The sequence below is a fragment of the Flavobacterium qiangtangense genome (genome assembly GCF_042658345.1).
GTDB classification, from domain to species: domain Bacteria; phylum Bacteroidota; class Bacteroidia; order Flavobacteriales; family Flavobacteriaceae; genus Flavobacterium; species Flavobacterium qiangtangense.
The window spans coordinates 1-14,082 of record NZ_JBHSQB010000021.1; the positions used below are offsets into that span (position 1 = coordinate 1).

The 14,082-nt window shown below is 36.0% G+C and carries 10 protein-coding genes, 1 tRNA gene and 1 pseudogene; 6 read left to right on the plus strand and 6 right to left on the minus strand.

What is annotated here, in order from left to right; translation table 11 throughout:
• Positions 1-177: type IX secretion system membrane protein PorP/SprF (locus tag ACFPVY_RS16660; RefSeq protein WP_379793536.1), on the minus strand; the 177-nt coding region annotated here is incomplete at its 3' end.
• Positions 178-233: 56 nt separating this feature from the next.
• Positions 234-3,386 carry a DUF7507 domain-containing protein gene (locus ACFPVY_RS16665; RefSeq protein ID WP_379793291.1) on the minus strand — a complete coding sequence of 1,051 codons (3,153 nt, stop codon included), beginning with the start codon at positions 3,384-3,386 and terminating at the stop codon, positions 234-236.
• Between the two features lie 130 nt (positions 3,387-3,516).
• Here ACFPVY_RS16665 and ACFPVY_RS16670 point away from each other — a divergent pair, with 130 nt between their 5' ends.
• Positions 3,517-3,663: a hypothetical protein gene (locus ACFPVY_RS16670; RefSeq protein ID WP_379793292.1), complete on the plus strand. Its 147-nt coding sequence runs from the start codon at positions 3,517-3,519 to the stop codon at positions 3,661-3,663.
• Here ACFPVY_RS16670 and ACFPVY_RS16675 read toward each other — a convergent pair.
• Both ACFPVY_RS16675 and ACFPVY_RS16680 read right to left on the minus strand, forming a co-directional pair.
• Positions 3,663-3,767, minus strand: a pseudogene (locus ACFPVY_RS16675) (hypothetical protein); the annotation flags it as partial. The gene ACFPVY_RS16670 and the pseudogene ACFPVY_RS16675 overlap by 1 nt on opposite strands.
• Positions 3,768-3,869: 102 nt before the next feature.
• Entirely contained in the window at positions 3,870-6,734 is a 2,865-nt protein-coding gene (locus ACFPVY_RS16680; RefSeq protein ID WP_379793294.1) for a hypothetical protein, read from the minus strand.
• A gap of 313 nt (positions 6,735-7,047) precedes the next feature.
• On the opposite strand from ACFPVY_RS16680, the gene ACFPVY_RS16685 reads away from it, so the two are divergent.
• On the plus strand, positions 7,048-9,045 hold the full coding sequence (locus tag ACFPVY_RS16685) for a tetratricopeptide repeat-containing sensor histidine kinase (protein ID WP_379793295.1): 1,998 nt from the start codon (positions 7,048-7,050) through the stop codon (positions 9,043-9,045).
• Here ACFPVY_RS16685 and ACFPVY_RS16690 read toward each other — a convergent pair.
• Together ACFPVY_RS16690 and ACFPVY_RS16695 are read right to left on the minus strand one after the other, a co-directional pair.
• On the minus strand, positions 9,007-9,702 hold the full coding sequence (locus ACFPVY_RS16690; RefSeq protein ID WP_379793296.1) for a response regulator: 696 nt from the start codon (positions 9,700-9,702) through the stop codon (positions 9,007-9,009). The two genes, ACFPVY_RS16685 and ACFPVY_RS16690, sit on opposite strands and share 39 nt — an antisense overlap.
• Positions 9,703-10,755: 1,053 nt before the next feature.
• Positions 10,756-10,835: transfer RNA gene (locus ACFPVY_RS16695), tRNA-Leu, on the minus strand.
• Positions 10,836-10,993: 158 nt separating this feature from the next.
• Here ACFPVY_RS16695 and ACFPVY_RS16700 point away from each other — a divergent pair.
• From ACFPVY_RS16700 to ACFPVY_RS16715, 4 genes are all read left to right on the plus strand, one after another.
• Positions 10,994-11,935, plus strand: a complete 942-nt coding sequence (locus ACFPVY_RS16700; protein WP_379793297.1) for a ribose-phosphate pyrophosphokinase — start codon at positions 10,994-10,996, stop codon at positions 11,933-11,935.
• Between the two features lie 98 nt (positions 11,936-12,033).
• Positions 12,034-12,648, plus strand: a complete 615-nt coding sequence (locus ACFPVY_RS16705; protein ID WP_379793298.1) for a 50S ribosomal protein L25/general stress protein Ctc — start codon at positions 12,034-12,036, stop codon at positions 12,646-12,648.
• 282 nt (positions 12,649-12,930) lie between these two features.
• Positions 12,931-13,497 carry an aminoacyl-tRNA hydrolase gene (gene pth / locus ACFPVY_RS16710; RefSeq protein WP_379793299.1) on the plus strand — a complete coding sequence of 189 codons (567 nt, stop codon included), beginning with the start codon at positions 12,931-12,933 and terminating at the stop codon, positions 13,495-13,497.
• A gap of 47 nt (positions 13,498-13,544) precedes the next feature.
• Positions 13,545-14,060, plus strand: coding sequence for a hypothetical protein (locus tag ACFPVY_RS16715; RefSeq protein ID WP_379793300.1), 516 nt, complete (start codon positions 13,545-13,547; stop codon positions 14,058-14,060).
• The last annotated feature ends 22 nt before the right edge of the window (positions 14,061-14,082 follow it).

Consider the following 14,082-nt stretch of genomic DNA (forward strand, 5'->3'; position numbering starts at 1 on the left):
GTCAAGACCAACCCATTGTGTTCGGTGAAGCCCGAAGATGCTCAGGGCCTTTCGCTGTCCCGCATACGCAGGATTGATGTTCGCCGTGTTGTACATGTACTGGGTGAACTGTGAGTCCTGCTGGGCAAATGAAGCAATGCTAAAAAATAGCCCGAATAAAATTAATTTTGTTCTCATTGTGATTTATTTTAATCCCAAAGAGCTTTTCAACTCTTTGGGAATTTTTTTACTATTTAGTTGATGTATAGATGACCAGATTTATTTATTCCTTTTCCTGTGAAATCAACGTATTCAATTACATAGAAATAAGTTCCAACTGGCAATCCTGCCGACTGCTGAATAGTTGTTCTTCCTTCAGAATAACCTCTGAACACTTTGTCATTGTTATTGTATCCATCAACTCCATATACTTGTACTCCCCATCTGTTAAAGATTATTACTTTATTCTTAGGATAACATTCAATTCCTGCAATGTAAAAAGTGTCATTTACTCCATCTTCATTAGGCGTTATCGCGTTGAAGACTTCTAAAGTACATCCTTCAAGAGGTACAAATGTTGGGTCATTTTCTGATAAGCTGTCATCATCTGATAAATCTTCTACAACAGCTCCTGCATTATTAGTTGCAGAAACTAAGGCTTGATTTGTTACTCCACCGTTGATTAAATCTTGATTGGTAACAATATATGTTGCCGTGAAAGTCGTAGTGTCAGATTGCCCAGGAAGCAATTCTGCAATTGGTCCGCCTGTTAAGATTACACCTGGAAGTGGATCAGAAACGGTCACATTGTACAATGTCATGTTTCCTGTGTTCACTACTTCAAAAGAGTAAGTGATTGTCTCTCCAATTTGTGCAATATTATCCTGATTGTCATCGTTGAAAACTCCTGTTTTAATGATTGCAATTTGTGACACTTGAGGCAAAAGAACCACAGTACAATCTGGACATGCTGGATCAAATAACGGATCGTTGACATCAATTGGTGTGGGGTCTACTGACACTTCCGAAATTGGATTTCCATTTGTATCTGTTCCTGTGGCAGTTGCTAAATTATACACCGCTCCCGCTTCAATATCTGCTTGTGTAACTGCATAAATACCCGTTATTGATGTACTATCGGAAAGTCCAGGTGCCAATGTTATGATTGGTCCTCCAGACAACACTAATCCAGTTAATGGATCTGCTATTGAGATATTTGAAAGCGTAACATTTCCTGTATTTGTAACCGTAAAGGCATAGATGATAGTATCTCCCACAGATGCCATACCGTTTCCGTCAGTGTCTTGCCAAGTCCCTTCTTTTGTCAAAGTCATATTTGGTTCTTGAACAATTGGCACAACTGTACAGTCTGGACAAGCTGGGTCAAATAATGGGTCACTTGGATTTAATGGATTTGGGTCTACAGACGTATCTGTTACAGGTCCTCCATTTGGATCTTGACCATTAACGGTAGCTAAGTTATAAACAACTCCTGCGTCAATATCTGATTGAGTTACGTTATAAACTGCAGTAAAAGTTGTTGCATCACTTGTTCCAGCAGACAAAGAGATTGGACCTCCAGTTACTGCAACCAATGGATCAGAAACTATAATGTTATTTATGGTTGTTTGCCCAGTATTGCTAACCGTAAATGTGTAATGAATTTGATCTCCAACATTGTCGATTCCGTCTCCATTTGTATCCATAAATACTCCCGATTTCAAGATTTCCAATTCTGGAATATAGTAGCTTATTATCACTTCGTCTGAAACTGTACAAGTTCCGTTTACAACTGTCCACATTAATGTAGCTGTTGAATTATCAGGAATTGTTACTGCTGAATTAAATAATGAGGGATCATTAAATGTTGCTGTCCCAGAAACAACTGTCCAAGTTCCAGTACCAACTGTTGGATTATTTCCTGCAAGTACAAACGTTCCCGAATTATATTGAACCTGGTCTGCCCCTGCGTTTGCAGTTGGTGCTTCGTCAATTATTACAGTAATTGGCAATCTTAGTAAACTTTCACATCCGTTAAGAGTTTGTGAAGCATAATAAGTGGCTCCGTCGACTAAAACGGATGTTAGCGCTAAAGGTGTAGTGCTTGTTGCACTTGCGTACCACTGAATTCCTACTCCTGTTGCTTGTAAATCGACCAAAGTCGCATTGTCTGACTGACAGAATGCTTGTGGAGAATTCCCCGTTGGTGCTGGTGTTACTGTGATCGTTACTGTAACTTCAAGTCTTGCTAAACTTTCACATCCATTAAGTGTTTGCGTTGCATAATAAGTAGCACCATCTGTTAACGGCGTTGCTGCTGTTAACGGAGTTGTGCTTGCTGCATCTGCATACCATTGAACACCAGTTCCTGTTGCTTGTAAATTGGCAACGGTTGGTAAAGTAATTTCACAGAATGTTTGCGTTGCATTTCCTATAGGAGCTACCGTTGCTGTAATCGATACAATTACTGCTAATCTTGTTGCGCTTTCACAACTTGCTGCTGCTTGAGTAGCATAATAGGTTCCGTTTGTCAATACAGTATCCGAAGGCAATGCTGTTGTGCTTGTTGCATCAGCATACCATTGAATTCCTGTTCCAGATACTACCAAGTCAGCTACAGTTGCCTGATCAATTTCACAAAATGTTTGAGACGAAGCTGTAGTTGTTGGCGCAACTGTTTCTGTAATTGTAATTGTTACTGACAATCTTGTTGCGCTTTCACAGCCGTTGGTTGTGATTGCTCCATAATATGTTGCACCACTTACCAAAGGTGTTGTTGCATTCAAAGGCGTTGTGCTCGTTGCTGTCGCAAACCATTCTACTCCTGTTTCTGTTGTTACGATATCTGCAATTGTTGCATTATCAATTTCACAGAAAGTCTGTGCTGCGTTTAAAGTTGTTGGCGCAGGCGTTTGAGTGATTGTAATTGTTACTGACAATCTTGTTGCGCTTTCACAGCCATTGGTTGTGATTGCTCCATAATATGTTGCACCACTTACCAAAGGCGTTGTTGCATTCAAAGGCGTTGTGCTCGTTGCTGTCGCAAACCATTCTACTCCTGTTTCTGTTGTTACGATATCTGCAATTGTTGCATTATCAATTTCACAGAAAGTCTGCGCTGTGTTTAAAGTCGTTGGTGCTGGCGTTTGCGTGATTGTAATTGTTACTGACAATCTAGTTGCGCTTTCGCAACCGTTGGTTGTGATTGCTCCAAAGTAAGTTGCTCCATTTAATAACGGCGTTGTTGCGTTTAACGGCGTTGTGCTCGTTGCTGTTGCAAACCACTCTACTCCTGTTTCTGTTGTTACGATATCTGCGATTGTTGCATTATCAATTTCACAGAAAGTCTGCGCTGTGTTTAAAGTCGTTGGCGCAGGCGTTTGCGTGATTGTAATTGTTACTGACAATCTAGTTGCGCTTTCGCATCCGTTTATTGTGATTGCTCCAAAGTAAGTTGCTCCATTTAATAACGGCGTTGTTGCATTTAACGGCGTTGTGCTCGTTGCTGTTGCAAACCATTGAACTCCTGGTTCATTTGTGGCAATATCTGCAATTGTTGCATTATCGATTTCACAGAAAACCTGTGCAGTGTTTGAAGTCGTTGGTGCGGCAACTTCTGTAAAATTAACAGTAACTGCTAATCTTGTTGCGCTTTCACATCCGTTTGCTACAGATCCTGCATAATATGTTGCTCCGTCTACTAAAAGAGTCGTAGGGTCTAAAACTGTCGTGATTGTAGCGTCTGCATACCAAACTACGCCTGTTCCTGTAACGGTTAAATCGGCAATTGTAGCGCCTGCTTGATTACAAAATTCTTGCGTAGCATTTCCTGTAGGTTGTGCTGGTGGGGCAAAAAGAGTTGCGGTAACAGCGACACGATCAAAGCTTTCTCACCCTGCGACTGTTTGAGTTGCATAATATGTAGTTCCAGAAACAAGTGGTGTTGTCTGGGCTAAAGGATCTGATGCTGTTTGCGTAGCATACCAAGCAATATCAGTTCCTGTAACTTCTAAATCTGCTATCGTAGGTGCATCAGCAGAACAGAAATTTTGAGCTGCAGCACCCGTTGGCGCGACAGTTTCATTAAAATTGATTGTAATTACTGCTTCATCAAAGCTGCCACAATAACCATTTACTCTGTATTTGAATATGAACGGTCCTGTTGCTGGATCAATACCATTTGGATCAAAGATATTATCAACAAGAGTTCCTCCATTAGTTGACGTTTGTGTCCATTCGCCATTAGGCATTGCGGTAGCTGACAAGAATGTATCAAGATTAAGACCAATAACTGGATTTGTATAACATGCTGAAGATGTAATATCATCTCCTGCATTTGGAATCACTCCACTAATTTCGATTTCATAAATGTCGTCAACGCAAGTTTGATAAGTGACATGCACGCTATAAGTTCCCTCATCTGCTGGAACAGTAAATGGCGTAAAAGTCAATTCGTTTGTATCAACACCTGAAATATGTCCTCCATTTGTTAAGGGAACACCATTTAAAGACCATTGATATACATATCCTGGAACTGAGGTAACTATAAGAGAACCGTTACTGCCAGGGCATAAATTATTTGGCGTGATGCGTGGTTGTCTAATCGAATAAGTAGAAAAAATAGTCGACGTTGAAGCACAATTATCTCTAATTTCAATATTGTAAACACCCTGTCCCAAACTGTTAAATTGGTTTGTGGTCTGCCATACTGGTGTAATTGGCGTACCATTATATCCAGTAATTGCATATTCTAAGACACCTACCCCTGTTGCTTCCACAATTACCCCAAATGGAGTATTAGGATTTCCTGTCTGACAAACAAAACCGTAAGGCGAAGTTATTTGTGGGCCAACATTTGAAATTGTGACTTGTCCTATTACTAGATTTAAACATTGTGTTGGAGTTTCTTTTGGTAAATTTACGAGTACGTCATAAGTACCATTAGGCACATTTAGAAAAGTATTACTATTCTGATATGCAAATGTACTTTCTGCACCTGAAGGAAGCGTCACATCTCTTAAAGAAATTCTTGCGCTGTTTTGATTATAAACTCCAGTTGGCCAAGGAATTGGCAATCCATCCCTAATAAACGACCAATTAATTGATACATTTGCTGAATTACAGGTATTTGAGGGTGTAATTGTAGCATCAATTAATTCAACTCCATGACCTGGCGCAACAAAAGTTATAATTTGTTCAACACATCCCATTTTAACTGCGAACACCCATTCCCCTTTTATGAGTGGTCTTGTTTCAAAGTTCCAAAGGTTGAAACCAGCGCCGCCTCCTAAATTAGTTCCATTTGCCACTCCAGATCCTGCCGGAGAAGACACTACCGTAATGGTGTCAATCATTAAATTATTTCCTCCTGATGCAGTTCCAAAATAAGGTATCCACATATCTGTTGCACAGGAAGGACGAACTTGGACAAAAGCCGTTTGTCCTACATTGGTAGGTGTTCCATCAATTGTAATCGTACTTGCTCTTACTTTTCCACAAGCATCAGTGATGGTAACATCATAAGTTTCGCCAAGAGTAACTCCAGTAATAGTTCCACGAACTGGTGTTGTTCCGGTCGGTGTCGTTTCTGAACCCGAATCTGCAGGATTTGAAACATTAACCCACGAAATTGTCACTGGCCACACAGCATTAGGAAATCGATCAGAAAGTATTATACCAGAAGTAGTATAAATATCCCAACTAAAACCTACTTCAGGCGCACACAAAGCTGTTAAATTAATATTATTGCGAATATTTCTAGTACTATTGTAAATATGACCACAAGCATCAGTAACTGTTGTAACAATTCTAAGAGGATACGTATAATTAGGATTAGTTAACGTTACCGATTGGGGTACATATCCTTCTGTTCCTGGAACATGTGTTCCTGTAAAAGTTTCACTTCCAGAGTAGATTATATTTCCTGTACTTACTTCTTCAATAGTATTAGCGATTATTATAGGAAATTTTAGCATTCCTTCGTTATTTTGAGTAAAAAAACGATGCAATAAACTTACTCGACTACAATCTGTCGTATTAGGTCTGAATCCAACTGTGTATTGATTAGCAAAAGTCTGTACGGCAACTGTTGCAGTAATTGTATTATATAAACCACAGGCATCATATATTCTAATTTCATAAACACCAGCGGTCAAGCCAGTAAATACATTAGATGTTTGGCTAAAAGGAAGTGGATTAGAATATGTTGCCGGAGCCGATAGAATTTGATAATTTCCAGAAGGGTTTCCTTGTGTTACATTTACCGTGATTTGACCGTCAGATCCTCCTTCGCAAAGCACTTTTTTTATTGTAGAATTGGCAATTAAGGGACTGTAATTACTAACTATTGTAATCTCTGATTGCACTTCTTCAACATTTACTCCAGTAGCAATCGCTTTAACGGTATAAGTACCATCTCCCAAACCTTGTAATGGCATCGTGGATGTAATTACATTTCCTGGAGTTGCATTGTTCCAATACTCAAAAATAACATTTGCGCCGGCTTCTTCTCCAGAAACAGTTGCGTTAATTGTTCCATTGTTTGGGCAAGTTTCATCTGTTTTTGTTAACGAAATCGTCATCGCCAATGCGGCTGCCTTCTCATTTGTTTTTTTGCCTCCGCTCTTTTTGGCAAATTCTTTGCTTTCGGATGAACCAGAAGCATGATTCCCAATCAATTTATTGTAATGTGCTGCAGCGTTTATTCCGAAGACAACAAAACAAACAAATAATACACTAGGTAAAAATTGTTTCATAATAATTTTTTTTGATTTTTTAAATCTTTTTAAATTGCTGAGTGTGTAGGTTTTTCTCAACTCGAATTTTTATTATTTAAAACTGTTTTTTGGGTCTAAACATTTTTAACAATCACTGAACTATGTCAATTATTGATGACATTTATTCAGGGTACAATATTAATGCGCCCTTATTTCATAGAAAAACAAAGAGCTATATTAAATTCGTGTAATTCAATACATTAATTTTAATGTAGCACAAGAAAAACGCAGGTGCCTTATTTCATTTTTACGTAAGTTTGTTTCCCCGCTTAATATTTTTACACCCCATCAAATGATTAAATTCTTCGTTATTTTTTTTGTTCTCTTTTTTTCTTTGGGCCTGGATGCACAAATTAGTCGCGAATTAAATGAAGAACTTCATGACAGTTTGAAACCAAAAAATATCAACAAGCCTGACCTAAAAGAATTGTGTGCCATTGTTGACAATAAGGCGTTATCGCTAGTTGCTTTTTCGGGTGAGATGAGACAAATTGCTACAGAAATTGAAAAACAACTACCTTATATAAAAAAACGTGAGGAAAAAATCATGGCACTTTATACCTTGATGATTTTTGACTATAATTTTCCATCAGATGACAACATAAACTTAAAAAACAACACCCTTCTTTTAGAAATTATTGAAAAAAATAAGGTAGGTTATGAAAAACAATACTTTAATTGCCTGCTGATTAAAGCAAATTACCACTGTGGATTATATAATTTTGAGGAAGCTATTAATTTGATTCAACAGGCTTTAATTCAAAAATCAAAAATAAAGAACAAAAACATCGTTGCCGGAGCGTATCTCACACTTGCCGAAATCTATAAAAAAATTCATCTTTATGATGAGGCGCTATTAAATCTTGATAACGCTACAAAAACTGCAGATCATACTTCAGATTATTACAACAAATACTTTAAATATTATGCTTTCTTAAAAAAGAGTGAGCTTAATATTTTAAAACATATCGATACGAAGGAAAATAAATATCTGGAAATCGCAAAAACCTCTTTAGATGAAATTTTAAAAAATGATCTAAAAGACAGATGGCTATCATTATGGTATCTTCAAAATGGCTATATCAGCTATTTAGAAAAAAAATATGCTCTTTCACAGTCGCAACTGGACAAAGCATTGAATATCTCATTTGAGGAAAGAGAAAATAGCGCTATTGCCTGTCGATTTGAAACTTTAAAAGGGCTGTTATTCATAAAAACCGCCAAAGAAAAAGAGGGAATCAAGCTTATCGAAAAATTTTATGATGAAACAGCCGACGACTTTTATTATGAAATCACTATAAAAGAGCTCTATGAATATTACAAATCTGAAGAAAACTATATAAAGGCAAATTTTTATCTTGAGAAAATATTTGAGACTAAAACGCTTCAGGATAACTTTAAATATAAAGGAGCCGTTTTTACTGCTAACAAAAAATATGATGTTCGAGAAAAGCAGATTGAAATTGAAAGGCTAGAAGGTCAGGCAGTCATTAAAAAAAAGCAAAATTATCTGATCTTATTCGGAGTTCTCTTCGTGTCATCAATTATTATTTCGGTCCTCCTTTTTAAAAACAGACAAAACAAGATCAAACGTCTTCAAAAAGAAAAAGAATATTCTGAAAACATTAAATTGATGCAGGAATATCTTTATGATGAAGAGGCAAAAATGCATGGTGAACAAAATGCAATTATCAAGCAGCAAAAAATTGAAATTGGACAAAACATCCACAACGATGTACTAGGAAGCATTGTTGCATTAAATTATTTAATTGAAGACTACAAAAGCAAAGCAACTAATGAACATGAAAGAAATAGTTTTCATGAGATCAGCTTAGAAACAAACTCAATTTATACTGAACTTCGAAATTTTTCGCATTCACTTACAAAAAATGAAAATCTTCATCAGAATTTCAATCTAATTGCATACATCGAGAACATTCAAAATCGATTTTCAGAAATTGGATTGCTAAATATTATTTTTGATGCTGACACTAAAAATCTAGAAACAATGCTAACTTCGAACATTAAATCTGAAATATATTATTTGATTAAAGAATCAGTTTCTAACACTTTAAAACACGCAAACGCAACTCAATTAATAATCAAAATATCTTTTGAAAAAACAAATTGTATTATAAAAATATCTGATGACGGAGAAGGTTTAAAATCAAGTCAACAAGACGGCGTTGGGCTTTCAAGCATTAAAGAACGCATAGAGAGAATCGATGGGACTGTTAAATTTGAAAGCAGCTTACATGGCACTGATATTACTGCTCATATTCCTATTTAAATTTAAAACAAATCCTTTATTAATAGCCTTTAATATTAAATCTGGCGTTCTATTCACATTCATTTTTACCATCAATCTTTTTGTATAAAAGTGAATGGTATTAATACTTAAGTCTAATTCGGAAGCAATTTCTTTTGCCGTCTTTGCATCACAAATTAACTTTAATAGCTGATCTTCCCTAGGCGAAAGCTTCACCAAATTATCTTCTTCAAAACGGTCATTTAATAGAACTTCTCTGGCATTATTACTAAAGTAAGGCCTTGAATTATCGCCAAAAACATACTTAATTGCAGATGAAACTTCGTCTGGCAAATCTTCTTTTGTAACATATGCGTTAGCGCCAAAAGATATTGCGTCATTAATTACCTTATATTCAATACTTGATGAAAGCATGATAATTTTCATTTGACTTGACTTATGTAATTCTCTACATTTTTTCACAATATCGACACCGTTCATTTCTGGCATAAAAACGTCAACAATTAACAAGTCAATTTTATTGGTAGTTAAAAAGTCAAAAAAATCGGTTGCAGTAAAAAAGAGATTTACAGTTTCAACAAATTCAAATTGTTTCATATTTTCTCTTAAAAGTCCGGCAACCATTTTGTGGTCGTCTAAAATAGCGATATTGATCTTACGGTCATTTTGAAGTTTCATAATAGCAGTGTCTTGATGTGATATTTATTTTGTTGAACTTTGTCATAGGGGTGAGCAGAAATCCATGATGCAAATTAAATCACTAAAAACAAGTTTTCATAAATTATAGATACTCACATCTACTCATCGATAAAAATATCACAACGAACTAATTAACAGTATTTTAATAATATAAAAAGATAAAAGTGAGTATGTAAACATATCTAAAAAAGGTATCAAATGTGAGGTTTTTAAAGATTCTCCAAATTATATTAAAAAACAGGATAATTGTTAGAAGATAATTTTGATTATTTACACTCACATAGATAGAAAATCGAATTTTAAACAAAAAAAAAGGAATCGCTTGAGGGTCGATTCCTTTTTAAGAAAGAAGGCAGTGTGTTATGAAATAAAAAATTTCCCCAAATCGAATACTTCGCTCCACCTTCCCAAACCACCTCGACTGAAACCTACCACTAGTTTTTCGTCATTATCAGAACAGGCGTCCTGATTTATCAAATTGGTGGTTGATATTTTAAATTACTAGCAACCTTAACCGGCTACTCCATTTTTATGATGATATACTTATATTGGCGCATACTATACTAACAGGCTTTTATATTAACGGCTTTTCTTTGAGTAGCGGCTAAAGGCAATGCTAAACCATAGTAATTTTAATTCAAGATTATTTTAGACTCGTTTCATAAATTTGTTTTTCAATAACGAGTCGTTTAAAATTCTTCTACAAATAAATGCCGATATCTTGAAAAAAATAAATATTCAAATACTCACATATACTCACAAACAAAAATATTTTTTAAACATTTGAATTACAACTTATTAACCATAACAGATGTGTAAGGTTGAGTATATGCAAATCGATAAATGGATTAAAATAAGTAATTTTTTACGACAGTTTTGGCGAAAAATCACCAAGCATTTTGAAAAAAATTGGCGCAATATGGCAAAAGATGTTCGAGACACGCAAAAACAATCTTTTTTAACAAAGAGGACATTTCAGTTTTGAGCATAAAAAAAACCCTCTAATTTCTCAAAGGGTTTTTTAATTTTAAGTACCTGGAGTGGGAATCGAACCCACACACCTAAGTACACGAGTTTGAGTCGTGCGCGTCTACCAATTCCGCCATCCAGGCAATTGATGTGTTTCAATTGTGGGTGCAAATGTAATAGATTTATTTTAAAATAAAAGAAAAAAACTTAAAAAATTTTCTCGCAGAGTTGATTTTTATTCCTAAATTTGCACCTCGTTAACGCGAAACACAACTAACTAACTACTAAACAATACATTAAAATGTCGCACCAAGAACCAGAAGCAAAGATATTTGCATGTTCTCAAAGCGTATATTTAGCCGAACAGATAGCTAAAAGCTATGGTGTGGAGCTAGGTAAAGTAACGTTCTCAACTTATAGTGACGGAGAATTTCAGCCGTCATTTGAAGAATCAATCAGAGGATTGAGAGTCTTTTTAGTCTGTTCCACTTTTCCAAGTGCGGATAACTTAATGGAACTTTTATTAATGATTGATGCCGCAAAAAGAGCTTCAGCACGTCATATTACTGCTGTAATTCCTTATTTTGGCTGGGCACGTCAAGACAGAAAAGATAAGCCACGTGTGCCAATTGGAGCCAAATTAGTTGCAAAACTTCTTGAAGCTGCCGGAGCCACAAGAATCATGACAATGGATTTGCACGCAGATCAAATTCAAGGATTCTTTGAAAAACCAGTAGACCATTTATTTGCTTCTACTATTTTCTTGCCTTATGTAAAAAGTCTAGGTTTAGAGAATCTGACAATCGCATCTCCAGATATGGGAGGCTCAAAAAGAGCGTATGCGTATTCTAAGTTTTTAGAATCAGATGTCGTGATTTGCTACAAGCAAAGAAAAGCGGCAAACGTTATTGAAAGCATGGAATTAATCGGTGAAGTTACGGGAAGACATATTATATTGGTTGACGATATGATTGACACCGGAGGAACTTTAGCAAAAGCAGCTGACCTGATGATTGAAAAAGGAGCCTTGAGCGTCAGAGCAATCTGCACTCACGCTATCTTATCAGGAGAAGCTTACGAAAAAATTGAAAATTCGAAATTACTCGAATTAATAGTTACCGATTCTATTCCGTTAAAGAAAGAATCTAAGAAGATTAAAGTTGTGAGTTGCGCACCACTTTTTGCAGAAGTAATGCAAATGGTACAACACAATAACTCAATCAGCGGTAAATTTTTGATGTAAAAAAAAGCCGTAGGCTGTAAGCATTAAGCATACGCCGATTCGCATAAAGCCTAGAGCTTAATGCCTAAAGCATAAATTATTAACTATATATATTTACAATGAAGTCGATTACAATTAAAGGATCAGAAAGAGAAAGCGTGGGCAAAGTAGCTACTAAAGCCTTACGTAATGCTGGAGCGGTTCCTTGCGTTTTATACGGAGGAGATCAACCAGTGCACTTTTCTGCAGAAGAAAAAGCATTCAAAAACTTGATTTACACTCCAAACGCTCACACAGTTGTGATCGAACTTGAAGGTGGTAAAACATTCAACGCGGTATTGCAAGATACTCAAGTGCACCCTGTTTCAGACAAGATTTTGCACTTAGATTTCTTTCAATTACACGATGACAAAGAAATCACTATGGAAGTTCCAGTAAAAGTAACAGGGGTTTCTCCAGGTGTACTTTTAGGTGGTGTTTTACGTTTAAACCAACGTAGATTGAGAGTTAAAGCTTTACCAAAAAATCTTCCAGATTTCGTAGAAGCTGAAATCTCAGGTCTTGAAATGGGTAACAAACTATACGTTACTAAATTAGTTTCAGACAACTATAAATTGCTTCACCCAGAAAACACAGTAGTTGCTCAAGTGAGAATCTCACGTGCTGCAATGAAAGCTGCTCAAGAAGCTGCGAAAGCTGCAAAAGCAGGTCCAGCAAAAGGAAAGAAAAAATAATTTTCACCTTATTTATATCAAAAGCACCAGCCTCAAAACTGGTGCTTTTTTTGTTTTATAGTCATTGCGAGGAACGAAGCAATCACATAATATGAATCGATGAATAAATTCAAAAGAGTTATTGACGAGCTCGATGAGATGGCGCCTGTTCCTCGCAATGACAACATAAAATAAGCGTTCAGAAAAGTTTTCCTTCCAAATTCCCCACAGAAAAACTATTTTTACAAAATGAATTGGCTTTCCAAAATCTTCAAAAAAGAAAACAAAACAGAAACAGACCCAATGAAAAAATTTCTCATCGTTGGCCTCGGCAACATTGGCGCAGAATACGTAAACACCAGACACAATATCGGTTTTAAAGTCGTGGATCATTTGGCCAGAAAAGAATCAGTGGAATTTCAAACCGCAAAACTGGGACAAATGGCAGAATACAAATTAAAAGGAAGAACGCTTTTCTTGCTAAAACCAAATACTTATATGAACCTCAGCGGAAAAGCCGTAAAATATTGGATGGACAAAGAAAACATTCCTGCATCAAACGTTTTGATTATTACAGACGATTTAAACTTGCCTTTCGGCAGCATCAGAATCCGTACCAAAGGAAGCGATGGCGGCCACAACGGATTGAAAAGCATCCAGCAAACTTTAAATACTTCTGAATATCCAAGATTTCGTTTTGGAATCAGCGATGAATTTAAAAAAGGAAAACAAGTTGATTATGTTCTCGGCGAATGGAACGACGATGAAAAAGCAAAACTGACAGAAAGATTAGATATTTCGGCAGAAATCATCCAGTCTTTTGCTTTAGCAGGACTTGAAATCACGATGACTTCTTTTAACGGCAAATAATTCGGCTTTATTTTTGTTATCTTTATGTAAACTAACATCAGAAGATCATGAAAACTCTTTTATTATTTCCGTTAACATTACTTGCATTCTCTTGCTCGACTACAAAGACAGAAAGTTCTAAAACAACAGAAATGGCAACTTATAATATTGAAAATCAATGTCCAGAAAATGTCGATTGCTCTTTCGAAATCTTGCAAAACCAAAGTCTTGTTGTAAATACTGATGAATTTAATCAATCGTATTACAAACTAGAAGAAAATCCGAATAAAGTGGTTTTTAAATACCAATATAAGCTAAAAACCGACAAGGAAATAATGGACGCGGGATATTTAGAAGAAGTGCTTTTTGAAATGGATAAAAACTATGGCGACTTCTCTTTCGCGGGAAAAGAACTGCAAAACACAAAATTAATTTTAAACGTAATGTGTTTCTGCCGAAGCGGAAAAGTTGGCGCTCATAAAATTTCCGAAGGAAAAATTGTCAAAAAAGGAAACCAGCTTTCTATTTCGATACCAAAAGTTATTGAAGATCAAAAAACTACAGAAACAAAAGTTACATTATAAAAAAAGGAGCTCATCGAGCTCC